Annotated in this window: 23 protein-coding genes, 1 tRNA gene and 1 pseudogene; 7 read left to right on the forward strand and 18 right to left on the reverse strand. The window is 50.0% G+C overall.

What is annotated here, in order from left to right:
* The first annotated feature begins 136 nt into the window (after positions 1 to 136).
* Positions 137 to 436, forward strand: coding sequence for a hypothetical protein (locus tag LX98_RS14505; RefSeq protein WP_496429583.1), 300 nt, complete (start codon positions 137 to 139; stop codon positions 434 to 436).
* Positions 437 to 528: 92 nt separating this feature from the next.
* Here the strand turns inward: LX98_RS14505 and LX98_RS14510 are convergent, their stop codons facing one another.
* The 3 genes from LX98_RS14510 to LX98_RS14520 form a co-directional block, all read right to left on the reverse strand.
* Complete coding sequence (locus LX98_RS14510; RefSeq protein ID WP_496429584.1) at positions 529 to 1,089, reverse strand: hypothetical protein; 561 nt, start codon at positions 1,087 to 1,089, stop codon at positions 529 to 531.
* Positions 1,090 to 1,267: 178 nt separating this feature from the next.
* On the reverse strand, positions 1,268 to 2,410 hold the full coding sequence (locus LX98_RS14515) for a hypothetical protein (protein ID WP_496429585.1): 1,143 nt from the start codon (positions 2,408 to 2,410) through the stop codon (positions 1,268 to 1,270).
* A gap of 16 nt (positions 2,411 to 2,426) precedes the next feature.
* Positions 2,427 to 2,636, reverse strand: a complete 210-nt coding sequence (locus LX98_RS14520) for an excisionase family DNA-binding protein (protein WP_496429586.1) — start codon at positions 2,634 to 2,636, stop codon at positions 2,427 to 2,429.
* 292 nt (positions 2,637 to 2,928) lie between these two features.
* On the opposite strand from LX98_RS14520, the gene LX98_RS14525 reads away from it, so the two are divergent.
* Both LX98_RS14525 and LX98_RS14530 read left to right on the forward strand, forming a co-directional pair.
* Positions 2,929 to 3,615, forward strand: coding sequence for a hypothetical protein (locus LX98_RS14525; RefSeq protein ID WP_496429587.1), 687 nt, complete (start codon positions 2,929 to 2,931; stop codon positions 3,613 to 3,615).
* Between the two features lie 600 nt (positions 3,616 to 4,215).
* Positions 4,216 to 4,644 (forward strand): annotated as a pseudogene (locus LX98_RS14530) (site-specific integrase); the annotation flags it as partial.
* A 150-nt stretch (positions 4,645 to 4,794) separates the two neighbouring features.
* Here LX98_RS14530 and LX98_RS14535 read toward each other — a convergent pair.
* From LX98_RS14535 to LX98_RS14545, 3 genes are all read right to left on the reverse strand, one after another.
* Positions 4,795 to 4,868: transfer RNA gene (locus LX98_RS14535), tRNA-Gln, on the reverse strand.
* Between the two features lie 57 nt (positions 4,869 to 4,925).
* A complete protein-coding gene (gene gltX, locus LX98_RS14540) occupies positions 4,926 to 6,356 on the reverse strand; it encodes a glutamate--tRNA ligase (protein ID WP_496429588.1) in 1,431 nt (476 codons plus the stop codon).
* A gap of 6 nt (positions 6,357 to 6,362) precedes the next feature.
* On the reverse strand, positions 6,363 to 6,512 hold the full coding sequence (locus LX98_RS14545; RefSeq protein ID WP_496429589.1) for a hypothetical protein: 150 nt from the start codon (positions 6,510 to 6,512) through the stop codon (positions 6,363 to 6,365).
* Positions 6,513 to 6,681: 169 nt separating this feature from the next.
* Between LX98_RS14545 and LX98_RS14550 the strand changes: the two genes are divergently transcribed.
* Complete coding sequence (locus LX98_RS14550; RefSeq protein ID WP_496429590.1) at positions 6,682 to 7,374, forward strand: SurA N-terminal domain-containing protein; 693 nt, start codon at positions 6,682 to 6,684, stop codon at positions 7,372 to 7,374.
* A gap of 184 nt (positions 7,375 to 7,558) precedes the next feature.
* Here the strand turns inward: LX98_RS14550 and queA are convergent, their stop codons facing one another.
* The 12 genes from queA to ilvB all read right to left on the reverse strand — a co-directional run bounded on the left by queA (position 7,559) and on the right by ilvB (position 20,210).
* On the reverse strand, positions 7,559 to 8,695 hold the full coding sequence (gene queA, locus LX98_RS14555) for a tRNA preQ1(34) S-adenosylmethionine ribosyltransferase-isomerase QueA (RefSeq protein WP_496429591.1): 1,137 nt from the start codon (positions 8,693 to 8,695) through the stop codon (positions 7,559 to 7,561).
* Positions 8,610 to 9,806, reverse strand: a complete 1,197-nt coding sequence (locus tag LX98_RS14560; protein ID WP_496429592.1) for a SpoIID/LytB domain-containing protein — start codon at positions 9,804 to 9,806, stop codon at positions 8,610 to 8,612. The genes queA and LX98_RS14560 overlap by 86 nt, the downstream gene beginning before the upstream one ends.
* A 9-nt stretch (positions 9,807 to 9,815) precedes the next feature.
* Positions 9,816 to 10,055 carry a DUF2905 family protein gene (locus tag LX98_RS14565; protein WP_496429593.1) on the reverse strand — a complete coding sequence of 80 codons (240 nt, stop codon included), beginning with the start codon at positions 10,053 to 10,055 and terminating at the stop codon, positions 9,816 to 9,818.
* A gap of 15 nt (positions 10,056 to 10,070) precedes the next feature.
* Complete coding sequence (locus tag LX98_RS14570) at positions 10,071 to 11,084, reverse strand: aspartate-semialdehyde dehydrogenase (RefSeq protein ID WP_496429594.1); 1,014 nt, start codon at positions 11,082 to 11,084, stop codon at positions 10,071 to 10,073.
* 175 nt (positions 11,085 to 11,259) lie between these two features.
* Entirely contained in the window at positions 11,260 to 12,474 is a 1,215-nt protein-coding gene (locus tag LX98_RS14575; RefSeq protein WP_496429595.1) for an NHL domain-containing protein, read from the reverse strand.
* 4 nt (positions 12,475 to 12,478) lie between these two features.
* Positions 12,479 to 13,552 (reverse strand): 3-isopropylmalate dehydrogenase, encoded by a 1,074-nt coding sequence (gene leuB, locus LX98_RS14580; protein WP_496429596.1) that lies wholly within the window; start codon positions 13,550 to 13,552, stop codon positions 12,479 to 12,481.
* Between the two features lie 152 nt (positions 13,553 to 13,704).
* Positions 13,705 to 15,252, reverse strand: coding sequence for a 2-isopropylmalate synthase (locus LX98_RS14585; protein WP_496429597.1), 1,548 nt, complete (start codon positions 15,250 to 15,252; stop codon positions 13,705 to 13,707).
* Positions 15,253 to 15,314: 62 nt separating this feature from the next.
* A complete protein-coding gene (gene pssA, locus LX98_RS14590; RefSeq protein WP_496429598.1) occupies positions 15,315 to 16,085 on the reverse strand; it encodes a CDP-diacylglycerol--serine O-phosphatidyltransferase in 771 nt (256 codons plus the stop codon).
* Entirely contained in the window at positions 16,082 to 16,747 is a 666-nt protein-coding gene (locus LX98_RS14595; RefSeq protein ID WP_496429599.1) for a phosphatidylserine decarboxylase family protein, read from the reverse strand. Before LX98_RS14595 ends, pssA begins: the two co-directional genes overlap by 4 nt.
* A 33-nt stretch (positions 16,748 to 16,780) precedes the next feature.
* Positions 16,781 to 17,794, reverse strand: coding sequence for a ketol-acid reductoisomerase (gene ilvC / locus LX98_RS14600; RefSeq protein WP_496430613.1), 1,014 nt, complete (start codon positions 17,792 to 17,794; stop codon positions 16,781 to 16,783).
* A gap of 96 nt (positions 17,795 to 17,890) precedes the next feature.
* Complete coding sequence (gene ilvN / locus LX98_RS14605) at positions 17,891 to 18,412, reverse strand: acetolactate synthase small subunit (RefSeq protein ID WP_312646734.1); 522 nt, start codon at positions 18,410 to 18,412, stop codon at positions 17,891 to 17,893.
* Between the two features lie 22 nt (positions 18,413 to 18,434).
* Complete coding sequence (gene ilvB, locus LX98_RS14610; protein ID WP_496429600.1) at positions 18,435 to 20,210, reverse strand: biosynthetic-type acetolactate synthase large subunit; 1,776 nt, start codon at positions 20,208 to 20,210, stop codon at positions 18,435 to 18,437.
* A gap of 254 nt (positions 20,211 to 20,464) precedes the next feature.
* Here ilvB and bioF point away from each other — a divergent pair, with 254 nt between their 5' ends.
* The 3 genes from bioF (at position 20,465) to LX98_RS14625 (ending at position 25,511) form a co-directional block, all read left to right on the forward strand.
* Positions 20,465 to 21,625, forward strand: a complete 1,161-nt coding sequence (bioF, locus tag LX98_RS14615) for an 8-amino-7-oxononanoate synthase (protein WP_496429601.1) — start codon at positions 20,465 to 20,467, stop codon at positions 21,623 to 21,625.
* 271 nt (positions 21,626 to 21,896) lie between these two features.
* Positions 21,897 to 23,774 carry a protein kinase domain-containing protein gene (locus LX98_RS14620; protein WP_496429602.1) on the forward strand — a complete coding sequence of 626 codons (1,878 nt, stop codon included), beginning with the start codon at positions 21,897 to 21,899 and terminating at the stop codon, positions 23,772 to 23,774.
* A gap of 210 nt (positions 23,775 to 23,984) precedes the next feature.
* Positions 23,985 to 25,511 (forward strand): YifB family Mg chelatase-like AAA ATPase, encoded by a 1,527-nt coding sequence (locus tag LX98_RS14625; RefSeq protein WP_496429603.1) that lies wholly within the window; start codon positions 23,985 to 23,987, stop codon positions 25,509 to 25,511.
* Positions 25,512 to 25,518 lie beyond the last annotated feature (7 nt).

The following is a 25,518-nucleotide window of genomic DNA, read 5'->3' on the forward strand; positions in this document are numbered from 1 at the left end:
ACTTCCGCCTGCTTCCCTTTATTCAGACAATTTTGTAGGGTGAAGAGCTATAAAAAATCACTGACTGAAGGTTTGTAAATAAAGTTATAGGGGGAGTTTATTTTTTTCGTCAGAACAAGATTGAGGGAGTGTGATAATGAAACTATTGTTGATTGCTTTCTTTTTTGTCGGATGCGTCCATGTTGGGCATCCAATCAATCCAGACTTCGCCAATCAGATCAAATTCCAATCTACGACAAAAGCCGACATTGAAGCATTGATGGGCACACCTCAATCTATCACATCGAAACAAGATGAAAGCGGGACAGTAGAAATCTGGACGTATTACCATGCCACCGCTTCGATGTTTGGGGCAGAATCCGATATTATACAGATCGTCTTTACGCAATCAGGCGTGGTTTCTGATGTAATCCGCACTAAACCACCAAAACCATAAGAATGGATACTCATGATCTGTTCGAAAGAGCCTGACTCCCACGGGGTCGGGCTTCGGTGCGTGGTTTCCTTCTACTCCCTACGGATTGAAGCTCACTCATGCGCTGGTATTTGAGATGTGGCTGTTAGCTCCTTGGAACCTAACTCCATCACAAAAGATTGAGAAAATGAAGGCGGCTTGGTCTCCTCAAGGGCTGCCTCAAACATCGCGACAACGGTTCCTAAATCTATTTCATCGTCCTTCCCCTTGAGTTCTTGACCATAGCCACGCGACTTTCCTTTTTTAGAAAGGAAAAATTCTATTGCACGTTGATCGCCTTTGGCGATATTCCGATCGAGCATCGTTTCTGCTTCATCCAAGCGGCGGGCTTTCGCTTCCTCTAATGCCTCTTGAATCTCAGGATATTCTCGCATTCGATTCGTAATTGTCTTCACATCACAATGAAGGATTCTTGCTGCCTTTGTGATCATCCCATGCATTTTGATGAGGGCATCAATGATCGCCTGGACGGTCGGACCAGTCTTGGGATGATTATTATTGGGAAAGGTCCCTTTCACCTTTGTGGATTTTCTGGGATTCCTTGGAAACGGCTTTGTCGGTTTTTTCTTCACCCTGAGCTCTTTCTCTCCTCTAGCCAATGTATTTTTATTCATCTTAGATATCCCTGGACAATAACAAACGTTTCTTTTATTTATACGGCCTCGTGGCGGTTACGCCTGGTGCTATAGTCTTGGTTGTACCCTTGAATTCCTTGAATTCTTGAAGACCTTGAAGTGCTGATACCATTTGATTATCCTTGATTTCATGTATGTTTTTTATTGTTGGGTGGCCCTACCGAAAGATTTGTGATAGGTGGTCTTGCCACAATGCAGCCCGATCAGCCTCAGCCTGAAATCCGATTCCCGTGTCTCGATCATGTGGACAAAAGCGCAATCGGAAGACACTCAGCACCCTCGCGGTCTTAATTAAAGCTGCCACTACATAAAATCCTGAATTCTCCCCGTTAGCGCTAAGTAACGCGAAAGTAGAATATCTGAAATCCCCCACTTGGTTATCCATCACCCCAGACCGATCTAAGCAACTATAGGTTTCAGAATACAATCCTCCTGTTCCCTTAGCATTCTTCTTGGCATTTTTACGATACAGAGAATCAAATACTCGGAGCGGATACAGAGGTTCTGCTGAAGGATGGGTCAAAGGATCACGATCAAACACCATAGCCACCTCAATTAGAAATCCTGCCTCCTTGAGATGACGAACGGCTTGAAAAAATCGGTCTGAATTCCCCTCAGTTACCGTCTCGATAAAAGATTTTGGCGCTTCCAATTTATCTGATTTGGAGACGAGCCAAAAATGCCATTTTTCTTGCCCATTTTTCTGAACACCCTGATACCCCAATCTTCCATCATCTTCTAGGCATGAACCCTTATAACACCAGGGAGCATGAAATGTTTGCCTGGGGTCTAATCCCCCACTTCCCTCTACATCATGAAAGGGGTAACAGTGCAGCAATAGGCTGAGGGCATCGTACTGGGCCAATCGAGAAGGAAGTTTGTTTATTTGTTGGATAGGAGCAGGCATGCCGTTTTTCCCTTCAAATAGGCAATTAGGCAGGTAAATACAATCCGAACCTATACGAGGAAGACCTTTGACTTTATACCCGCTTACAGAGTTGGGAATAGGTATTTCCAGATGGACCTGAAGAACGTGCGGCTTTACTATGGCTTGTTCATGAGGGGCAGTACCCCACCGGACTTTCTCCAATTCCCGCATCAATTTCTCGGCGCGGTATCGGGTGGTACCCAGGACTTTCGCAATGGCTGGAGATCCAGCCGTCGTAAAGGGCTTTCCTCGTTGCTGATGTTTACAAAGTACAAAATAGGCAAGAAGAGGTTTGGTCCATTGATCGGATCGAAAGTGGGCCAATAGCTTTCCGAGAACTTCACGGTCTACCGGAAAGAATTTCCCACCCATAAATAACTTTTCTTCATCACCCTTCAGGAACCGGCAATTTAATGGGCTCGCACCAACCTTTTTTAACCATCTCTTCGATCACTTCCTGAGGAATCCGTACACTACGACCAATACGCACGAAGGGGATTTCTCTTTTCGCAATGGCCTTACGCCAGGTTGAGACCTTCCGTCCCGTTCGAGCCTCACATTCCATTAACGTCAACAGTCGACCTGATGCTTTTTCCATGTACCCTCCTTTGCTTAGGGATTCTTGACTTTTTTAGGATTGCGTGTAACATACCAACATTCACTATATACACTGGTATTTAACACTTTATAGTGTTATTAGTGTCGAGTCAAATAGGATCATTAAAGAAATGGAGAATCCCATGGAAGGTTTTTTCAAAGGCAGTTGGCTCCGAAGTGCTGTCAACTTGGAGGGGGACAGCATAGTCCCTTTTCCTCCCTTTCAAGCCTACAATCCTTTCGATTTTTACTATCCGGCAGATGGGTTACGGCAAGGGCAAAAGTCTTTATATTTGGAATTTCTGGCCGTTGATTCTGCTGACGATGGAGCGGTTCTTCATTTTTGTGAAAAATTTGGGGTCCTGGAGGGCGGTGTTATTTCTTTTGATGAAGATCGGCCTAAACAGGTAAAGGATACCAAGAAAATTGTGGCTGCCCCTGAGTTATTCCGAAATCAATCTCTACAGCTTCCAGTTGGCCTTACTGTTTATGATTGGAAAACCAGCACATCATTAGTTGAATTGGAACCGATGAAAATAACAACCTTTAGAGAAAATCAAGCCCAATGGCTGTCTATATTTCAACCCCCAGTAAATTCCTCAGGTTCTTTGGCTCAGCATAAAAAAGATTTGGCCATCTTTCTGCGATACAAAATGGGGTTCGGAGGGGTTGCAGGTCCGCCAGAATTAGATTGGAACATTCAGACTGATCGGTACGAATTATGTTGGAATGCCCTAAGCCTGGAAGGCTATTTTGCATTAATGGCCATGTGGGATTTAATGGGACAGGGGAAAATAATTCCTTGTCCTTATTGCAAAAATCTGTTTCTTGCTGCATCAGACCGAACCAAATTCTGTTCAAATACCTGCTACAACACGAACAAGGTTCGGAAATACCAGATGAAAAAAAAGGAAGAGGAGTTAGCCGCTCAAAAGGTACAGAAAACTAAGAGCACGAAATTCATTGGAAAGAAAAAGTAGGGGGATATCATGGCGCGAAAAGACGGAAAGGATAGAGGTATCGTTGAAAAACCAAAGGGATCAGGAAAATGGTGGGTCCGTCTCTTTGTAAATGGACGTGAGCGTTGGTATCGAGCCGACAACAAAACACAGGCTAAGACCCTCTACGGCCGGTTGAAAGCCGAGATTCGAGAAGGAATCTATTTCCCCGAGAAGTATGCTCAAACCAAAGATGTGACGTTACGAACCTGGATTGATCGGTACTTGGAAGGGTCCACCAATCGAAATATTCAAAATGAACGGCACTATGGACGGTTTTGGAAGTTGCTCATAGGAAAACGTCTACTCTCTCAAATTTCCGTTGAGGATCTTCGACGGACCCAATCCAAATTGAAAGCCAGACGAGGGAAAGTGAAGCTCAATGGAACGCAAACTCAGCGAACCGGGCGACTGGCACCAGCGACCATCAACCGCCGGTTTGCTTTCCTTCGGCACGTCCTGGGTTTGGCCGTGAGGGATGATCTATTAACCAAGAATCCGGTTAGTGGAATTAAGTTTTTCCCTGAAGCCAAACGTACCCGCCACTTCTCGGATATTGAACTCACCAAAATTCAACAGCAGATGGAGCCAAAGGATTGGAACCTCGTGGCCCTGGCCATTGAAACGGGGTTACGCCGGGAAGAACAATTTTCCCTTCGGTGGAATCAGGTCTGCTTAGAAACATCTGTAATTACACTTCCGTTGCCAAAGGGTGGGAGAACTCGGCATGTCCCCCTTAGTGAAGGGGCTAAGACTATCCTGCGTAGCCTTGATAGTCTGTACGCTTCGCCATGGGTCTTCCCAAGCCCTCTCAAACCCTTGGAACATCGAAACGCCCAAACTTTTGTCAATAAACATTTTACCCCTGCCCTCAGAAAAGCAGGCATTACCGGAGCCTGTTGGCACACCCTGCGCCATACGGCAGCCAGCCGCAGAATTATGGCCGGTGTGGATCTTTTCGCCGTCAAAGAAATTTTAGGGCATCGGGACATTACCACCACCATGCGATATAGCCACCTCTCTCCTGGGTATCTCCAAGAGGCAGTTAATGCGGGTAGTCTGGTTGAAACTGGGAGTAAAACTGGGAGTAGAACTATTGAAGAGAGAAACGAGGAGTTGGAGATGGAGTGCGAAGCTTTTGATTCAGAAGAGGAAAGAAGTTGGCTGGGGGACCAGGGATCGAACCTGGGCAGCCAGATCCAGAATCTGGCGTCCTACCGCTAGACGATCCCCCAACCTAGGCTGAGCTTAATTCACTGTTCAGAAGCAGTCAAGCGAAGCAGCAAGACAAATCAGGAAGGCTGGTTATTGCCAGTGATGACTCGTTTAACCCCGGCACGGATGCGTTGAAGTGACCGCTCTTTTCCTAATAACGCCATCACCTCATAAATGCCGGGGCTGACTGTCCGGCCTGTCAATGCCACCCGTAACGGTTGAGCCACTTTGCCCATTTTGAGCCCATGACGCTCAATAAGACCATGAAGAATGGGCTCCAGAGTCTCCTTGGTAAAGTCCTCAACAACCCCCACCCGATCGGCAAATTCATTGAGAATCGGAGCGATCGTCTGGGTGAGATGTTTGTTCGCCGCCTCTTCCTCCATCGTCATGGGCTCTGCCAGATAAGGTTCAGCCCCTTGCACAATATCCAATAGCGTCTCCGAGCGCTCTCGCAAGGGCGGGATCAAGGCCTCTGCTCCTCCAGGAATTTTAGACAAGGCAGCCTGGCCATAGCCTGCGCTTTGCAAAAACGGCAAGAGAGCGTCGGCCACCTGCTTAGGGTCGCTGTTTCTAATGTACTGCGCATTGACCCAGCGTAATTTTTCAGGATTAAAGACGGCTGCCGAGGCCTGCACCTGCTTAAAATCGAAAAACTCGATCATTTCCTGAATGGAGAAAATTTCCTGATCTCCATGGGACCATCCCAGACGGACCAGATAATTGATGAGCGCTTCCGGCAGATACCCCATCTCTTTATAGGCCAACACCGATGTGGCTCCATGACGTTTGGACAGACGCGTTTTATCAGACCCCAAAATCATGGGCAGGTGAGCAAATTGAGGCACCGGAAACCTCAGAGCTGAAAAGAGCGGGACCTGTCGCGGGGTGTTGTTGACATGATCATCCCCCCGAATGACATGGGAAATGTTCATAAGTCCATCATCCACCACCACCGAAAAATTATAGGTGGGATATCCATTGGATCTGAGGATGATGAGGTCGTCCATGACCGTGTTATCAAACACAATCTGGCCTTTAATGAGATCATTGACGACTGTCTGCCCTTCCTGCGGGGTTAGAAAGCGAAGAGCCGCCGGTTCGACAGGGTCGGAAATGCCTCGATTTCGACACCGCCCGTCATATTTGATGGATTCGCCCTTAGCCTGGGCTTCTTTTCGTCTCGTCTCTAATTCCTCCGGCGTACAGACGCACCAGTAGGCCAACTTTCGATTCAAGAGATCCATCGCCCGGTCGCGGTACAGCTCTAAGCGGTCGGTTTGACGGAAAGGCCCCTCATCCCAATTCAACCCGGTCCATTTCAAGCCATCCAGAATGACCTGAATAGCATTATCCGTGGACCGGTCCCGATCGGTGTCCTCAATACGGAGGATAAAGGTTCCACCCTCATGACGCGCAAATAACCAATTAAACAATGCTGTCCGCACCCCACCAATATGGAGGAAGCCAGTCGGACTTGGCGCAAAACGAACTCGAACCTCACTCATGTGTTTTTACCGATCTTTCTTTTGACCACGCCCATAATGATTGAGACCACTCCGGATAGCTGCCATTGATTTCTCATGGCGCCCATGATCGCCTCTCCACGTCTCTTTCTCCTGCAAATCAAAGACAGCCTTTTCCAGGACGTCTTCATACGGCATGCAGGACGACTCCCCTAGTCATATTTCTCATTCTCCGGCCCGTTGCTTTACCATGCCGCCTTACCGATGTAAAGAACTGAATTAGGACGACCTGCATACTTGCCTTTCCCGTTACCGGCCCTTAAAATTTCATCATGGTCATCCAAGAAATTTCGAGGAGACAGGACGCATGATTCGAATTATACGCGAGGGTTCGCCGTGGCTTATCAAGGCGGTTATTTTGCTCATTGCTGTCACCTTTGTCATCGGCATGGGTTGGTATGGGTACGAGTCCACTCAAGGCAACGCGGTGGCAACCGTCGGTCCCTATAAAGTCACCAAGGATGAATATCTCAGGACGAAGCAAGGCTATTTCCGATTTTATCGCGACCAACTCAAACAAGAAGACGTAAAAGAAGAAACCATTAAGCAACTCGCTCTCGAGGGGTTGATCACCACAAAATCCTGGCAATTACTGGCGGATGAAATGAATTTAGCTGTCTCGGCTCAAGAACTCCACGATGCCATTGTGAGCCAAAAGGACTTCCAAAAAGATGGGGTCTTCGATACAGAATATTACCAGCGACTCCTAGCAGCCAACCGGATGAAACCTCATCAATATGAGGAGCAACGCCGGAACGAATTGCTGGCCGAAAAGGCGAGACTCCTTGTCTCTGAAGCCACAACACTCACCCCGACGGAAATGAAAGAAGTCAAAGAACTCGCTGACCGTCAAACGCTTGATGGGGCCGAACCTGACCCCAACGTCTTAGAACAGATTCGCCTTCAATTCCTCATGCAAAAGAAACAACGAGCCATGCAGGCCGTCCAGACGGCTCTTCGAGCTCGTGGAGACGTTACGATTTACGAGGAACTGCTGTAAGAAAGAATCTCCGGCTTTACCCTGACACTCTCATCTGTTTGGAATCCGTCACTGAGCCACCCATGCATGTTACGTAGGCACAGACCCTTCCTCTTGGCTCCACAACATGAGACCTTGGCCATACGTGAGGTGGTCTTTCCAGAAAAAACGACTTCCAAATTATTCCCTACTTCTGCCATCGCCATTATTCAAGAATAAGCATGGCATCCCCATAGCTATAGAACCGATAGCGCTCACACACTGCATGGACATACGCCTTCCTGGCCTCCTCTAATCCCGCAAACGCTGCAACTAACATCAAAAGTGTCGTTTCAGGGAAATGGAAATTAGTCAGGAGCCCATCAATGACCCGGAACTTGAATCCCGGCCGGATAAAGAGGCGGGTCTCTCCTGAACAGGGCCTGAGCTCGCCGGTGTCATCTAGAGCTGACTCAAGACTTCGTGCCACGGTCGTCCCGACAGCGACAATTCTCCCGCCCCGCTTCCGAACCTCACGAATCCTCTCCGCGGTCTCCCCTGACACCTCGAACCATTCCGGATGCATAATGTGGCGGGTGATGTCCGTTGCCTTGACCGGTTGGAAAGTTCCAGGTCCAACATGCAGGGTAACCGTGGTCGTCCCGATTCCCTTCTCTGCCAGTTGCGTGATCAATTGTGGCGTAAAATGCAATCCGGCGGTTGGCGCGGCAATAGCCCCTTCTACTTTGGCAAAGACGGTTTGATAATCCTCTTGATCGCGTGAAACGGGTTGGCGTTTCAAGTACGGAGGAAGGGGGATTTCTCCATGGGATAGTAACCATGCCCGCAATGCACCCGGGCCAAGCCAATGAATCACGGTTCGACCAGGCTCTTTTTCCACGACCTGCGCGCGGGCAGACCCCTCACATTCCACAATCTGTCCGACTCCAACTTTTCCCTGAATGAGGACTTCAGCATGTTCTGTACCGATTTCTTTGACAAACAGCAATTCCACCCGGCCCCCACTTGGGACCTTCTTCGCCCAGAGGCGAGCCGGAATGACTTTGGTATTGTTCACCACGAGCAAATCCCCAGGTCGTAATAAATTTGGGAGGTCTTTGACTTGCCGATCGGTAATGTCTCCAGTAGATCGGGTCAGCACCAATAATCTGGCATGATCGCGTGGATGAACCGGATATTTGGCAACCAGGGTCTGGTCAAAGGGAAAGTTGAATTGGGAAAGATCCATGACCAGGCAAGAAAAGAAGGTAAAAGAATTAGTCGATAGCAGTGAGAAGCACACGGTCAATCGGAAGAAGTGTGGTGTGGGGGTAATAATGTCGGATAATCGATTGGTAGTCATACCCTAATTCGGCCATCTCGCGCATACCCCACTGACACATCCCTACGGCATGTCCCGCCCCATGACCCACCACGACCACTTCCTGACCCAATGATTCGATGGAAAATTGGGTGCTGAAAATTTTGGAGTATCCCACTACTCGTCGCAAGTCTTGCCCACGCAGAATAATTTCTCCACGAGAATGGAGCAGGCGCACACGATCAACACGACCCGATGGCGTAAAGGTATAGGGCGTAAATGTCGCGATGTTGCCAACGTCATATCCCTCTTTGAGCAGTTGCTGCTCAAGAAAGTCGAACGTAAATGATGTACGCCAATCATATCGTGGAGCTTGCTCGTCAAACGGGCAGTCGACACCTTTGAGATAGGGAAGGTCCAAGGCCCACACATACAACGCATCTTCGGTTGGACCAGCCGCTGTCGACGAATAAGCTGCAAAGATGGGGCGATTTTCATATGTCACCACTTGACCTCTGGTGGCAGCAACGGCCTGAAGCACGGATTCAGCTTGTACGGAATGGCCATGATAGACTTGATCTTGCACACCGGCGACGACATCGAAGGATTGCAATTGGTTTTCAACTTTTTTGTACAACACATAGGTTCTGGCAGCAACGGCTTGTGCTTTCAGCGCCTCCAAGGGCCACTTGGCCCCAACTTCACCCGAAACTACGCCTGCGACATACGATTCAAGGTCAACCCAGTTAATTAAGGTTAATCCGGATGGGTCCAATCGAATTTCAAGCGGGCCGCGAACCACCCATTCCGGCCGTGAATTGCCGATGGCAGCCTTTCCGTTCTTCGTCTCCACTCGTACCTGATAGGTGCCTGTTGATCCTTCAACTCGCAGACTCGACTCCGTCACGACACGGTCATTGAGAAGAAGACCAGCGCCTTGCCTTCGAATAGTCACTTGACCTGAAGCATGAAATCTTTTCCCGGATGGCAGGAGGAGGGAAAACGAATCCGCAGATTGAATGGAAAGAACCTGGGCAGCCTGGGCAAGACCCACGCGAATAACCGGTTCATTCGCCCAAACGACCGGAGAATACAAAATGACCCAACTCACAAGGAGTAGACCTAGGCCTAAGCGACGTGTCACACATGCCATAACTCTTGCCTACCGCCGGAAGAAAAGATAAAAAATCACACTTCCGACCACACTGAGGATGAGACTGGTCGCAAGAGGAAAGTAAAACGTCACATGATCCCGCTTGATGATAAAATCGCCGGGTAACCGCCCAAGCCAGCCCAAGCCGCCCTCACCGTCGGACCATTTCCCCAAGGCCCAAAATATTCCCCCCAGCACCAGAAGGATAGTCCCCAACAGCATCAGGGCTTTCCCCACTCCACTCATCATGTCGACTCTCACGCATTACCGGATAAGTTCCTCGGCGATTTGTACAGCGTTGAGCGCGGCACCTTTTCGCAAATTATCCGCCACAATCCACAGATTCAATCCATGCGTCACCGATTCATCTTCCCTTACCCGCCCCACAAATACCGCATCAGTTCCCACCACATCGATCGGCAGAGGATACAAATTGCGACTGGGATCATCGTAGACCTGAATGCCCGGAGCGGCAGACAGTATAGCTCGTGCGTCATTGGCGCTCAGCTTTTGCTCGGTTTCAATATTCACGGATTCCGCATGGCAGATAAAGACCGGGACCCTGACCGTCGTTGCCGTAATCGGCAACAACGATTCACCCAGAATTTTCCGGGTTTCGTTGACCATTTTCATTTCTTCTTTGGTGTACCCGTTTGGTAAAAAATCATCAATATGCGGCAAACAATTAAAGGCAATTTGATGCGGATAGACCGACACTTTGGCTTCTCCAAAACTGAGTAGTTGCCGGGACTGATCAACCAATTCTTCCATCGCATCCTTCCCGGTTCCGGACACGGATTGAAATGTCGTGACAATAATCCGTTTGATTTGGACTGCATCATGCAGCGGCTTCAAAGCCACCACCATTTGAATGGTGGAACAATTGGGATTGGCAATCAGCCCCTGATGTCCCGAAAGAGCATGGATATTCACCTCAGGCACCACGAGTGGTACGTTGGGGTCCATCCTCCATGCGGAACTATTGTCCACCACCACGGCTCCGGCTTTGACAGCCATCGGACCGAATTCTTTGCTAACACCGGCTCCTGCCGAAAACAAGGCCACATCCACACCCTCGAAGGAGTTGTGCTCCAGCACCTTGACGGGAAGGGTTTGACCGCGAAACATCACCTCATTGCCTTCGGACCGTGCCGAGGCCAGCGGGACTAATTCCTCAACAGGAAACTCCCGTTCTTCCAGGACCTGGATCATTTCCGTACCCACGGCACCGGTTGCTCCCACCACAGCGACCGTATAGGCCGATTTTTTCTTTATCATGTCAGACTCACTCCCTCAAGAAAAACACGGATGGCATTCAATCTTACACACATCCTATCAGTTCAAAATCCTTGACTCAAAAATGACGAAAGGGAAGCCCGTAGCGGGAGAGCATTCCAGCCAAAGCCCGAATCCGAAAATTCTGGCACCCCCGTGACGGCCTCCTGGACTCTTCTTAGACAGGAATATAGCGGATGCGGTGATTAAAGGTATCGGCAATGGCAATATTGCCCAAGGCGTCAACAGCCACACCAAACGGATAACTGAGGCTACTATCCGAAGACGGGCCTCCATCACCAGCCCATGTCGGTTGGCCATTGCCGGCGACCAGAGTCATTTCTTTATTGGCGGCATCCCACTTCCGGATTAAGTGATGATCGGAATCCGTGATAAGCACATGGCCTTGTGGTGTTATCGCGATGCCATAAGGCCTGGCCAACGCCTGAGATTGTTCATTCGCCCCACGCTCGTAGCGAAATTCGGCACCATCCCCCGCCACCGTGGACAGAATCCCCGTGCGGTGGTCAAGCATGCGAATACGGCCATTAAAGGTATCGGCAATATAGAGATTTCCATGGCGATCAAGTGCCAACCCGCTTGGTCCCGCAAGCGCAGACTCAATCCCAGGCATGCCATCCCCGGTATATCCGGACTCTCCGGTTCCTGCGATGGTTGTAATGACACCCGATTCCAAATCCAGCATACGGATACGATTGTTACTCTGATCGGCAATATAGAGTCGCGTACCATCCAAAACTAATGCCACCGGTTCATTCAAGGAAGCGGAAGCGCCGGGACCGCCGTCCCCCGTCCACTTTGCCTGGCCGGTCCCAGCCACGGTCTGGATCATCCCCGTTTTGGAATCTACACGCCGAATGCGATGGTTCCATGTGTCGGCAATAAAGATATTGCCTGCCGCATCAACAGCGACGGCAGAGGGAAAATTTAATTGTGCTTTTGTGGCCAGGGCCCCATCTCCCGCAAACCGATCTTTGCCCACACCCTTTCCAACTATGTAGCGCACCGTTCCACTCAAATCAGGCGTTTGAGAGTAGGCCTGACCCGGAATCTCATCCACATCCGCAAGAGGATCAATCTCATCCCCGACGTTAGAAGTTGGAGATGGTGTCGGAGACTGGGGATTTTCTCCTCCGGCGCGTCGCATGACCATGCACCCGGCTATCGTTTCGATGACACCGGTCGAATGTCGCAAACGGCGAATGACATGATTTTCAGAATCGGCAATCAGGAGGTTGCCTCCAGCGTCAAAGCACACACTTTTGGGTTCATTCAGAACCGCTTGAGTCCCCAGCTGTCCATCGCCCTCATACCCGGGCTCCCCGGTTCCCGCTATCGTAAGAATCTGACCACTCTGTCCTTGACCAATCATCTAATTAGTGTCCTAACTGCGTTACGATGTGATCGCCCATTTCTGAGGTTCCAACCAGCGTACACCCGTGACTCTCAATATCTTTCGTGCGGTATCCCTGCTCAAGAGTCTTCTGGATAGCCGATTCAATCATCTCGGCTTCGTCCGTCAATTCGAACGAATAGCTCAACATCATGGCTGCGGAGGAAATGGTGCCAATAGGATTGGCGACGTTTTTTCCGGCAATATCCGGAGCGCTTCCATGGATAGGTTCAAACATCCCCACTGTCGCTCCGACGCTGGCAGAAGGGAGCATGCCTATCGACCCGGTCAGCATCGCCGCTTCATCACTCAAAATATCCCCAAACAAATTGGTCGTCACCACCACGTCGAATTGCTTGGGATAGCGAACGAGCTGCATAGCACAGTTATCTACATACATGTGACGCAATTCCACATCTTGAAAGTCTTTATGCACCTTGATCACTTCTCGCCGCCAGAGCTCGGACGACTCCAGCACGTTGGCCTTATCGATTGAGTGAACAAGGCCACGCCGTTTCCGGGCCGCCTGAAAGGCCACTTCCGCGATCCTTCGGATTTCCTCCGTCGTGTAAACTTCCGTATTGAATCCCCGATGTCCTGTCGCCGTTCGTTCAATGCCTTTCGGTTTGCCAAAATAAATCCCACCGGTCAATTCACGAACAACCAGAATATCAATACCCGCCACGACTTCAGGCTTGAGGCTGGACGCCCCTACCAATGCGGAATACATTTTTGCCGGTCGGAGGTTAGCAAAAAGCCCAAGCTGCTCTCGCAACCCGAGTAAAGCTCGCTCCGGCCGACGCTCATACTCAAGGCCTTCCCACTTCGGGCCGCCCACAGCTCCCAAGAGGACGGCATCACTCGATTGAGCCAATTTCAGGGTCTCGGCCGGCAATGGAAGGCCTGTCGCGTCAATCGCCTCCCCGCCAACCTGCCCATAAGTAAAGGTAAATTGATGCCCACACTTCTGACCAATGGCCTCGAGAACCCGAATTGCTTGTGGCATGATTTCAGGTCCGATTCCATCACCCGGCAATACGGCAATCCGTTTCTTCATGATTCCCCCAATAATATGATGAACATCTTTGGTTTGATTCTGGCGATAAACGCGCACCCTAAACGGTCTGAGAGAAAGCACACACCTATGGGCGAAGGAAATGGCAGGAGATCAGTGGCTCTGCATTACATTAAATGAAGGGAACGCGTTCTTCAACACAACCCGATTTTTTGTCCGGCTCTGGCATGCCGTTCCGACAAATCCGCCAATTTATTGAGCGCATTGAGATAGGCCTGTGCAGAAGCAAGAATAATATCCGTATCTGATCCGTGACCGGTAACGGTTTCACTATTTTCCTCGACGCGGACCGACACTTCTCCCTGGGCATCGGTACCACCTGTAATCGCTTTCACGATATAGGCACGAAGAAGACTTTTCGTTTCAGTCAAGGCCGCAATGGTCCGGTACACCGCATCCACCGGCCCATCACCCGTACCCGTCAGTTTCGCGATTCGCCCATCCATCATCAATTCCACCATCGCGGACGGGCGTTGATCCAGGCCACTTTCCACATGCAACCCCTTTAAGGCATAGCGCTCAGGAACTTTGGTAATTGCTTTATTGACGATTGTCTCCAGATCTTCTTCAAATAATTCCTTCTTTTGATCCGCCAGATGTTTAAAGCGTTCAAAAGCCTCTTGCAATTCCTGATCAGAAAGGGTGTACCCCAGATTCGCCAGTTCTTCACGAAAGGCATGCCGACCAGACAGTTTGCCCATCACCAACCGACTTTGGGTTAATCCGACTGATTCCGGTCGCATGATCTCATAAGTACTTTTGTCTTTGAGCAACCCGTCCTGATGAATACCGGACGTATGCGCAAAGGCATTGGCACCCACAATCGCTTTATTGGGCTGAACCACCATTCCAGTAATATTACTGACCAACCGACTGGCTTTGGAGATTTCCTCCGTGCGTATGTTGGTATCGGACTGGTAAAAATCGGTACGCGTACGGAGTCCCATCGCGATTTCTTCTAACGACGCATTGCCGGCTCGTTCACCAATCCCGTTAATCGTACATTCCACCTGGCCTGCTCCCGCATATATGGCGGCCATGGAATTTGCCACAGCCAATCCCAAGTCGTTATGGCAATGGACGGAAATAATGGCCGCCTCCATCCCCCGGACTCGCTCTCTTAATGTCCGAATAATCCTTCCAAACTCCTCGGGAGTCGTATACCCCACCGTATCCGGAATGTTCACCGTTCCCGCTCCAGCCTCCACTACGGCTTCCACCACTTCACAGAGATAGGTCAAATCGGAACGGGTGGCATCCATGGGAGAATATTCCACATCCTCAACATAACCCCGGGCATGGCGAACCATCTCCACTGCCCTCTTAAGGGCTTCGTCCCTGGTCATGCGAAATTGATGTTTTAGGTGGATATCCGAAGAAGACAAAAACGTATGGATTCGGCATTTTGGTGCGCCTTTGAGTGCCTCCCAAGCCCGGTCAATATCTTCCGGTTTCGCCCGGGCCAGACTGCAAATGACCGGACCTTCCACTTCCTGGGCAATACGGTGAATCGCTTCAAAATCACCAGGAGAACTGAATGCAAAACCGGCTTCGATAATATCTACATTCAACCGGGCTAATTGCTTCGCCACGAGGATTTTTTCTTCGATGTTCATGCTCGCGCCTGGAGATTGCTCTCCATCCCGCAAGGTGGTATCAAAAATTCGAATCATCCGTGTCATGGCTCATTACCCCCACATTTGGTCTTCATCTAACGCCCCTTCTCCTCTGCATGGCGGTTCATTCATTTATGGAGTCCATCCGGCCTAACCTCTTCCCCCGGCTTTTTCCCCATCATACCTGCCACCAGCTTCCATCCTTGCTCCAATACGCCCGAAAGCGCATAGGCTGCAAACACGACAAAAAGCATCGCCTGTGGATACGCTAAGACCGCCATGAGAATGAGGACTGCATACACCAAATAATTAAAGTGGTGGTGTTCCTGCGTTTTCAATTCTTTCAGACTACGATAACGAAAAGTACTCACCATGAGAAACGCCAGCACCAGGGTCAAGATAATCCCAAGAATAGGCTTCACCTTCTCCCCTAACGGCGCAACATGCTGATCAAAAATTACCAACGTGGCCATTACCCCTGCTGCCCCGGGAATAGGAAGCCCGGTAAAGGGCTTGCCGTCTCCACCTGTTGTCGCCAAAACATTATGCCTGGCCAAACGCAGGGCACCACATGCGACAAAGGCAAACATCACCGCCGCGCCCAACATCTTCGGAGCACTCAGCGCCCACGAATACATCAGCAAGCCCGGAGCCACGCCGAAAGCCACGACATCTGCCAACGAATCATATTGCAACCCAAAGTCACTCGTACTTTTCATCAGACGGGCTGACGTCCCATCCAATACGTCAAATACGATAGCCACAAGGATCGCAATGGCCGCAGATCCATAATCACCTCCAAAGACAAACAGGATAGAGGCTAGGCCACTAAAGAGATTTCCCGTGGTCAGCAGATTGGGAATTAAATAGACGACCCGTCGTTTTTTTGGCTGTTTCATGAAGGCTCCACGCATAGCAACTCCGCCACGATGGACGATCCTCCTTTTACCTTCTCGCCAACCTTGACTTGAATGGCACTATCGTGAGGAAGATACAAATCCATCCGAGATCCAAACCGAATAAGTCCAAACCGTTCGCCTGCCTCAACCTGTTCACCAGGGGCGACCCAACAGACAATTCGTCTGGCAATTAACCCGGCAATTTGGACGCACAATATTTTTTTCCCATCGAAACGCCTGAGCATCAACGCATTTTGCTCATTTTCCGCTGATGCCTCCGGACGACTGGCTACTAAAAACTTCCCGGGACCATAGACGACATCCTGTAGCACGCCTGCAGCCGGCATTCGATTAATATGGACATTGAATACATTTAAAAAAATGCTGATTCTGATACTGGGTTCTTTGAGAAACCGGTGCTCGAATTCCTCTTCTACCGCTACGACCGTCCCATCCCCTGGAGACACAATGAGGTTTTTCCCCTGAGGAATCGTTCTGGCCGGGTTTCTAAAAAACCAGGTAGTAAAAAGGGTTAACGATCCCATCAGGCAAGTGAGCCAGACCGATCCGGCCGCCCAACACCCAAGCGTCAGAACCCCACCCCCTGCGATAAAGGGGATGCCTTCTTTGGCAACAGGAATCCCTTTTGCCTGATCAGCCATTGGGAATGGGTCTCACGTCCCGCAACCTTCTCATCAATTTTTCTGTTTATCCACAAGCTGATCTTTTTGCAGCCATGGCATCATCCCTCGCAACCGTGAACCGACCTCTTCAATCGGGTGGTCCTCTCCCTTTTTCAAGAGCGCGTTATACACGGGCCGGTTCGCTTGATTTTCCAGCACCCACTCTCTGGCGAATCGACCGCTTTGGATCTCTCCCAAAATCTCTTTCATCACTTTCTTCGTCTCATCGGTTACCACACGTGGCCCTCGTGTCACATCGCCATATTTGGCCGTCGTGCTAATAGAATAGCGCATATTGGCAATGCCACCCTGATAGATCAGATCCACGATGAGCTTTACTTCATGTAAACATTCGAAATAGGCCATTTCAGGCGAATAACCGGCTTCAACCAAGGTTTCAAATCCTGCCTGAATCAAAGAGGTAAGCCCTCCACATAAGACCGCCTGTTCCCCAAAAAGATCCGTTTCCGTCTCTTCTCGAAAGGATGTCTCAATGACACCCGCTCTGGCTCCGCCAATCGCACAAGCATAGGCCAATCCGACCTTCGTTGTCTGACCGCCGGGATCCTGGTGAATGGCTAACAAGCACGGTACGCCCGTCCCCTTCGTATATTCCGACCTGACCAGATGCCCTGGACCCTTGGGAGCCACCATAAACACATTCACGTGGCTGGCAGGTTGAATTTGCCCAAAATGGATATTAAACCCGTGCCCAAAGGCCAGATAAGCTCCCTGTTTCAAGTTTGGACCAATATCTTTATTGTAAATGGCGGCTTGGGCTTCATCTGGAGCTAACAGCATCACCACATCGGCACCTTTCACCGCATCCGCCGTCGGCATGACTTTCAACCCAGCCGCTTCCGCCTTGTTCCATGACGAACCTTCCCGGCAACCCACGACCACTTGAAGACCACTATCCCGCATGTTTAAGGCATGAGCATGACCTTGGCTACCGAAACCCACTACGGCCACAGTTTTTTTGGCTAAAATCTGTCGATCTGCGTCTTTTTCATAATAAATTTTCATCATGCACTCCTCATAAAGATAAAATAGTCCTTAGTCGTTCCGTCGATCAGGGTGGACGGATTCCCTCAGTCTAAAGGCAGGTGTTGGTTGGCCTGATTAATTCGCTTTCGCAAGCGGTCGGGATTGGGTTTGTGTCGAGCGTGTCGGTTCGCGCCCAATGGCAATCCTGCCGGTTCGTACCAGCTCTTTAATGCCAAGTGGCTGCAGGAGATTGATGATCGCCTGGACTTTCCTCACATCTCCAGTGACTTCAATGGTGTAGCTGGTAGGAGAGGAATCCAGAACATTAGCTCGAAAAATATCTGCAATGCGAAGAGCTTCAGCTCGATCCTCTGGCCGGGTATGAACCTTAATTAGCGCAGTTTCTCGTTCAACAAACTCGCTTTCGCTAATATCAACAACTTTAATCACATCAATGAGTTTGTTCAGCTGCTTCAGGATTTGTTCGATAATCGGATCATCCCCTTTGGTGACCAAGGTCATCATGGACACAGAGGGATCCAGCGTCGGGGCAACTGACAAACTTTCGATATTAAACCCACGCCCACTGAAGAGGCCTGCTATTCGGGACAAAGATCCGAATTTATTCTCTACCGTCAATGAAATAATGTGTTCCATAACACCCTTTTATGGTTGTACTCTAAGCTGTGATGACAGAATCCGAATCCGCCTGAGTACCAACTTTTTGCATGGCATTCGGCTTTTTTAAGTCCGGGGGATCTGCTAATAACATTTCGTGATTACAGCCTCCGGCCGGAATCATGGGATAACAATTTTCAAACTGGTAGGTCGGGACGTCAATCACGACCGGGCCCTTAATGGAAAGCGCTTCACGAATCCCGCTATCCATTTCCGAAACCTTTTCAATTCGAATACCAGCAGCCCCATAGGCTTCCGCTAATTTCACAAAATCAGGAACGGTCCCCAGGTAACTTGACGCATACCGGCCCTCATAAAACAAATCCTGCCACTGCCGAACCATGCCATGGAACCGGTTATTAATAATAAAAACTTTAACCGGTAGTTGCTCGACGACTGCAGTCGCCAATTCTTGGGTATTCATTTGAATACTGCCATCACCGGCGACACACAAAACCAGTCGATCCGGAAACGCAGCTTGCGCACCCATAGCGGCCGGCAATCCAAAACCCATGGTCCCCAGTCCCCCTGATGTTAACCAGGATTGAGGATTTTGTAATTTAAAATATTGCGCGGACCACATCTGGTGTTGACCCACATCTGTGGCCAAAATAGGATTTCGATCGCTCGTCAGTTGATACAGGCGATCAATAAGAAATTGTGGCTTAATTTGTCCGTCAGGATCTTGATCATAACGCAGAGGGTGTGCTTGCCTCCAGGCATTCAGTTGATCCCACCAGGGTTTCCTTTGCTCTTTTTGATTCCCATTCACCGTGGCGCGAAGAATATTATTCAATTCGATGAGCACTCGCTTACAGTCACCGACAATAGGAATGTCTACCTGAATATTTTTCCGAATAGAGGTCGGATCAATATCAATGTGAATAATTTTCGCATCGGGACAAAACTCTGAAACCTTGCCCGTCACCCGATCATCAAATCGTGCCCCAACGGCAATAACCAGGTCAGAATAATGCATGGCCATATTCGCGACATAGGTTCCATGCATGCCCAGCATGCCCAGTGAGAGTGGATGGTTTCCGGGAAATGCCCCAAGCGCCATCAACGTCATATCCACGGGAATTTGCGTCAGCTCGGCCAGCTCTTTCACCTCGGGAGAGGCCCCGGATAACACGACTCCTCCACCCACATATAAAATTGGACGCTTGGCTTTCATGATCGCGTCAGCCGCTTGCTTAATTTTCCACCGACTTCCGTCGTACGTGGGATTATACCCGCGAATGGAAACAGAGGTCGGGTAATGAAAGTCCGCTTTATCGAGGGAAATATCTTTAGGTATATCGACTAAAACCGGGCCAGGGCGACCAGTAGTGGCAATGTAAAACGCCTCCTTAATCGTTTGTGCTAAATCTTTCACGTCCTTGACCAGGAAATTGTATTTGGTGCACGGACGACTGAGACCGATGTTGTCGGCCTCTTGAAAGGCATCGTTGCCGATTAAGGCTGTCGGAACCTGTCCTGAAAAAACGACTATGGGAACTGAATCCATGTACGCGTCCGCAAGAGACGTGATAACATTTGTCATGCCGGGGCCGGAGGTAATCAGTGCCACACCGGGTTTGCCCATAGCTTTCGCGTATCCGACGGCCATAAACCCGGCACCTTGCTCATGTCGTGTCAGAATTACCCGAATATCTTTTTGCTGGTGCAAGACATCGAATATTTTGAGAACCACTCCGCCTGGTAAGGCAAACATGGTTTTCACGCCCTCACGCTTTAATGCTTCTAAGAAGATTTCTGCACCAGTGATTTTCATGATTCTCACCCTCTGGTTAATTTGACGACGGACCAAACCTGGTGAACCACATCGTCCCGGGAAAACCCCTCAATAATTTCTCCAACAAAAAATATTCCCCGTTTGTGTTAAATTTATAGTCTGTATAAATAAACCATTGTAATCATTATGGTTTTTTCAAGTCAATATTTATTGTAACAGGGTTGATCGCATTACGAAATACCTGTGGACGATAGATTCTATAGGTAATATTCCAAAATCCTGTGGCCCCCTCAATGTTCAAAGAAGACCTCCAGGCCCTAGCGCAACAACACCTGTTGAGGGAGTTATCTCTCATCAACTCCCCCTCGGCTCCGGTCATTTCAATGGAAGGGCGGAAAGTCCTTCTTTTTGCATCCAATAATTATCTTGGGCTGGCCAACCATCCACAGATAAAAGATGCCGCCATAAAAGCCATCGAAAAATTTGGACTAGGATCTGGAGCCTCACGGTTAATTTCCGGCAACCTCACGCCTCATCAGGTTTTAGAAGGTGAATTAGCCAGTTTTAAGGGAACAGAGGCGGCTCTCACCTTTTCTTCAGGTTATGCCACCAATATAGGAGTCATCCCGAATCTTGCCACGGCAGATAGCCTGATTTTGGCGGATCGGTTATGCCATGCCAGCCTGATCGATGGTTGCCGCCTCAGCCGGGCAACACTACGCGTCTTCCATCATAACGACGTCAGCCATCTCAAGCGCCTTCTGGCAAAAACACGCTCCCGGACTTCGACGCTCATTCTGACTGAAGGGGTGTTTAGTATGGATGGAGATGTGGCTCCGCTACCCGAGATAGCCAGATTGGCAGGAGAGTATGGTGCCACCCTGCTCATTGATGATGCGCATGGCACTGGGGTCATGGGCGCAACCGGACGAGGCACGGTGGAACATTTTGGATTAGACTCCCGCCACATCCTGCAGATGGGCACGCTCAGTAAAGCCCTTGGATGCAGTGGCGGGTTTATCGCCGGGCCGAAAGATTTCGTGGCCTACCTGGTTAATACCGCACGCTCATTTATCTATACCACCGCCCCACCACCCGCCATTGCCGCCGCAGCGAGCGCAGCGCTAGCAATCATCCGGCAAGAACCCCAACGCAGAAAGTTGCTCTGGCACAATCGAGAGTTTTTGCATCATGGCTTAGTGACCATGGGATTCCAACTGACCGACACTCAGAGCCCTATTCTCCCGATCATGGTGAACGACCCGGAAATCGGGGTCCAGATGAGCCAACATTTACGGGCAGAGGGCGTGTGGATTCCGGCTGTCCGCCCCCCAACGGTCCCTAAAGGAACCAGCCGCCTCCGCATCACGGTGACAGCCGATCATTCCCTTGAGCATCTCGAGACTGCCCTCAGAGCATTACGGAAGGTAGGAACAACCCTTAAGGTTCTCTGAAGATGGATTGCCCCCTGTGCTCTTCTTATGCCTGCCAGCTGATCCTGAGAAATGCCCCTCCCTTTACGTCCTGCATTCCCAACCCCCAAGAGATCAATAATCCCCTCCATTCAAGAAAATCAAACGGTATTCCGACAAGATGAGCAGGAATTCCATGGCTCCGAGATTTCCGCATTGAATGATTGATAGGGGTGCCTTCGTTTCAATGCGCCACGACCACCAGACGTACTCATTCATCACAAATTTTCTTTAAAGAGTTAGGTTTTTTTGTATGACTACACAACTGTTGCCTGGAAAAATTGAAATACAGGGAGAAATTGCCAAAGGCCAAACCGGAACCATTTACTATGGGTATGATCTCGAACTTCGGCAGGAAATGGCGATTAAGGTGTATCACACCCATATCAATGGTCGGCTCATTCGTGGAAAAGCCTTTATCGAAAAAGCCAAATCGCTCCTTCGATTAGAACACCCCAATCTCATTAAAATCTTCAAAGTGGAAGAGCAGGACGGCACCCCTGTCGTCTGCATGGAATTTTTTGACGCTCCCAGTCTTCAACACCTCATTGAGAATGAAGGGCCTCTTTCAGTCGAAAAAATGCTCTTGCTGGCTCGTGAAATTGCAGAAGTGTTAGTTCATATCCACTTTCAAGGCATCATTCACGGTACACTCCATCCGGGGCACGTCCTGGTCGGCCCTCAAGGCCAGATCAAAGTCATGGACCTCGGACTATCTTGGATCCTGATGGACATCCTGAAAAACTGTGACGCTGAGTTACTTAGACCATTACCCTACTTGCTCCCCGAAACTGCCAAAAGCGAACTTCTGTCCATCGGCAGTGATTTATACTGTTTGGGATTCATGATGTACGACATGCTCACCACGCGAGTGCCCTATTCAGGTCTCCCGAAAACATCGATTATGGGAAAACTAGCTTTCGACCAGGCTGACCCGGTGTTTGACTTCCCGGACCATGTCCCGAAAGCCATCTGTGAGCTTATCCGCCAAATGACCCGTAATCAGTCCTCACAGCGACTTCAAGATGCCACCCATGTTCTCACCATTTTGAATCAGCAATTGGCAAAATTTGCCCCTGAAGTTTTGAAGCCGCCAGCGGCCCCTGCAGAACCTCAACCAACACCAGACATCCAAACAGCCAAGATAGAGACACCGAGCCTTCCACCACAGGCACCAGTATCAGTACACCCTCCAAACCAACCGCCTGCCGTGACCCGGCCGAAACACTCTACCGACTATCAAGGAATACACCGAGCCAAGACGAGAAAAAAAACAGGCGTAACGATTGGAATCACCTTGCTTCTCTTTATTGGTGGCACCATGGGTTATATATATAAGGAACAGCTCGGCATCCCTTTTCTGGCATCGAATCAACCCAGGGTCCACAAGCAGCCACTCCTCAACGAACCGGCTCCTGTCGTTCCACCAATAGACTCATTGTCGACCATACCTCCTGACAGCCCAATTTCTTCCAATACCTTAACGACAGAAGTGCCACACGTGAACACCAGCGACACACCAAAGAGTGATAACTCAAACCGGGCAACCCCGACACCCCCAGCGCCGACAACGGTGGGGGAGGATCACTCCTTGAAACCTGATGCATCACACCACCCTGAAACACCATTGCCTTCTCCTCCTGAACACACAAATACACAATCTCTGAACCCGAGCCCGCAACACATATCTGAAGGCACCCAGGTTTCGGGTCAACCAAACTCCGCGCCATCCCAAGGCCATCCCAACATGGCCAATCCACCATCTTCCAAAAAACCGGTTACTCCGGTCACGACACCGGCGTCGACAACAAATCCTCCAGCAACGGGGCAAAGACCTGTCCCCACAGTCACGGAGAAACCCGCGTCACAATCTGACCAGTCTTCAGCGCTTTCCCCCAAGGGACCGCAATCCTTACAGGACTCAACTGCTCCCTCCCCGAACACCGAAACGTTAGACAACATTGAAAGCAAGGAACTCAAAGACATATTGGATTCGGTTCAGATCCCTGAGAATGGACCAACCCTTTCCACGGAGGGACCAAGTCCTGTACTTCCATCCCCTCCGAATTCACCGTCTCTTACCCCTGCAACGAAACTCCCCGCTCTTTCATCGCCCGTATCTTCTCCATAAGCACTCCCTCACAGTGCAAAGTTTCAGAAGCCCCATGCATGAGTCCATCACACAAGGCCGATATCACTGAACCCTTATGGACGGCAGGAACCCTCAGCAGCCAGCAGGCCGAATCCGCCAAATGATTTGGTTGAAGTTTCCAAAAAAAACGTGACCTAGGATTCGTGATGCACAGACACCACACGTCGAAATCGAATAGATAAGACAAGCATGTTAGCCAAAATACAAAGTGTGGGATTGGTGGGATTAGAAGCCAATCTCATTGAAATTGAGGTGGATATTGGTGGAGGCCTTCCACAATTTTCCATCGTGGGGCTACCCGATGCGACCGTTCGTGAAAGCCGGGACCGGGTTCGATCCGCACTCAAAAACACGGGGTTTCATTTTCCTGCAAAAAAAATCACCGTCAATTTGGCGCCAGCCGGATTAAAAAAGGAAGGGGCAGGTCTTGAGTTGGGGATTGCCATCGGTATTTTGGTAGCCGAAGGGGTCCTGTCACAAGACGCCGTCACCTCCTATATTTTTGTTGGAGAACTGGCACTGGATGGCAGAATCAAAGCGGTTCCGGGGGCACTGTCCATGGCTATTGCCACCCATCATCCCTTTTCATTGATCCTGCCTCACGACAATGCTTCGCAGGCTGCCGTGGTCGACCACGCCACCGTGTTTGGCGTCTCGACCCTCCCTCAGGTGGTGGAATTTCTCCAGGGGGCGCTCACTCTCCTTCCTGCAAAAAATTTCTTTCCCCTCGTGCAACCCGGACTCTCCTCCACTGAGGAAGACTTTGCCGATGTGGTGGGACAATATCAGGCCAAACGTGCCCTGGAGGTGGCTGCGGCTGGCGGGCACAATCTTCTCATGGTGGGTCCGCCAGGATCAGGAAAAACCATGTTAGCCCAACGGTTAACAGGTATTCTTCCACCCATGAGCTTTCAGGAATGTTTGGAAGCCAGTCAGGTCCACAGTGTAGCGGGAAACCTTCCACCTCATGCGGCCCTCCTCGCCAATCGCCCCTTTCGTGCCCCCCATCACACCATTTCAGAAGCCGGCCTCGTTGGAGGAGGATCCATCCCCCGTCCCGGAGAAGTCTCTCTGGCACATCATGGCGTCCTTTTTTTAGATGAAGCCTTGGAATTTAAGCGGTCGCTCTTAGATAGCTTACGCCAGCCACTGGAAAATGGAACCGTCACGCTAACCCGCGCACAGGCCAGCTTCACCTTTCCCGCCAAACTTATGTTGATCGTCGCGATGAATCCCTGCCCATGTGGATATTGCGGAGACCCCACCCATGAATGCGTGTGTACGCCCTATCACATTCAACGGTATCGAAGCCGTCTGTCCGGCCCACTCCTTGATCGGCTGGATATCCACATCGAAGTCCCCGCAGTCCCGGTCAAAGAACTATCGGGCAGGGTAACCGGTGAAGCCTCTTCAGCCATTCGTCAACGAGTGGTCCAGGCACGACATCGTCAAATCGGCCGTTACCGCGCTGAGCAGACCCTAAACAATGCACAGCTCAAGCCTCGCTTGCTCAAAAAGTATTGCCAACTGGATCAAGCCGGAAACGCTTTATTGGATCAAGCCGTCACCCGCCTGGGATTGTCCGCACGGGCCTATGGTCGGATTTTACGTGTGGCCCGAACTATTGCCGACTTAGGAGAATCGGTTATGATTTCATCCACACATGTCGCCGAAGCGATTCAGTACCGAACATTAGATCGACCCATTCTGGCATAAGGACATT

The sequence above is a fragment of the Nitrospira marina genome, assembly GCF_059568365.1.

Coding starts and splice junctions, on each gene's coding strand:
- LX98_RS14505 (WP_496429583.1), top strand. CDS start 137: ATGAAACTATTGTTGATTGCTTTCTTTTTTGTCGGATGCGTCCATGTT.
- LX98_RS14510 (WP_496429584.1), bottom strand. CDS start 1,089: ATGAATAAAAATACATTGGCTAGAGGAGAGAAAGAGCTCAGGGTGAAG.
- LX98_RS14515 (WP_496429585.1), bottom strand. CDS start 2,410: ATGGGTGGGAAATTCTTTCCGGTAGACCGTGAAGTTCTCGGAAAGCTA.
- LX98_RS14520 (WP_496429586.1), bottom strand. CDS start 2,636: ATGGAAAAAGCATCAGGTCGACTGTTGACGTTAATGGAATGTGAGGCT.
- gltX (WP_496429588.1), bottom strand. CDS start 6,356: ATGAGTGAGGTTCGAGTTCGTTTTGCGCCAAGTCCGACTGGCTTCCTC.
- LX98_RS14545 (WP_496429589.1), bottom strand. CDS start 6,512: ATGCCGTATGAAGACGTCCTGGAAAAGGCTGTCTTTGATTTGCAGGAG.
- LX98_RS14550 (WP_496429590.1), top strand. CDS start 6,682: ATGATTCGAATTATACGCGAGGGTTCGCCGTGGCTTATCAAGGCGGTT.
- queA (WP_496429591.1), bottom strand. CDS start 8,695: ATGACTACCAATCGATTATCCGACATTATTACCCCCACACCACACTTC.
- LX98_RS14560 (WP_496429592.1), bottom strand. CDS start 9,806: ATGGCATGTGTGACACGTCGCTTAGGCCTAGGTCTACTCCTTGTGAGT.
- LX98_RS14565 (WP_496429593.1), bottom strand. CDS start 10,055: ATGATGAGTGGAGTGGGGAAAGCCCTGATGCTGTTGGGGACTATCCTT.
- LX98_RS14570 (WP_496429594.1), bottom strand. CDS start 11,084: ATGATAAAGAAAAAATCGGCCTATACGGTCGCTGTGGTGGGAGCAACC.
- LX98_RS14575 (WP_496429595.1), bottom strand. CDS start 12,474: ATGATTGGTCAAGGACAGAGTGGTCAGATTCTTACGATAGCGGGAACC.
- leuB (WP_496429596.1), bottom strand. CDS start 13,552: ATGAAGAAACGGATTGCCGTATTGCCGGGTGATGGAATCGGACCTGAA.
- LX98_RS14585 (WP_496429597.1), bottom strand. CDS start 15,252: ATGACACGGATGATTCGAATTTTTGATACCACCTTGCGGGATGGAGAG.
- pssA (WP_496429598.1), bottom strand. CDS start 16,085: ATGAAACAGCCAAAAAAACGACGGGTCGTCTATTTAATTCCCAATCTG.
- LX98_RS14595 (WP_496429599.1), bottom strand. CDS start 16,747: ATGGCTGATCAGGCAAAAGGGATTCCTGTTGCCAAAGAAGGCATCCCC.
- ilvC (WP_496430613.1), bottom strand. CDS start 17,794: ATGAAAATTTATTATGAAAAAGACGCAGATCGACAGATTTTAGCCAAA.
- ilvN (WP_312646734.1), bottom strand. CDS start 18,412: ATGGAACACATTATTTCATTGACGGTAGAGAATAAATTCGGATCTTTG.
- ilvB (WP_496429600.1), bottom strand. CDS start 20,210: ATGAAAATCACTGGTGCAGAAATCTTCTTAGAAGCATTAAAGCGTGAG.
- bioF (WP_496429601.1), top strand. CDS start 20,465: ATGTTCAAAGAAGACCTCCAGGCCCTAGCGCAACAACACCTGTTGAGG.
- LX98_RS14620 (WP_496429602.1), top strand. CDS start 21,897: ATGACTACACAACTGTTGCCTGGAAAAATTGAAATACAGGGAGAAATT.
- LX98_RS14625 (WP_496429603.1), top strand. CDS start 23,985: ATGTTAGCCAAAATACAAAGTGTGGGATTGGTGGGATTAGAAGCCAAT.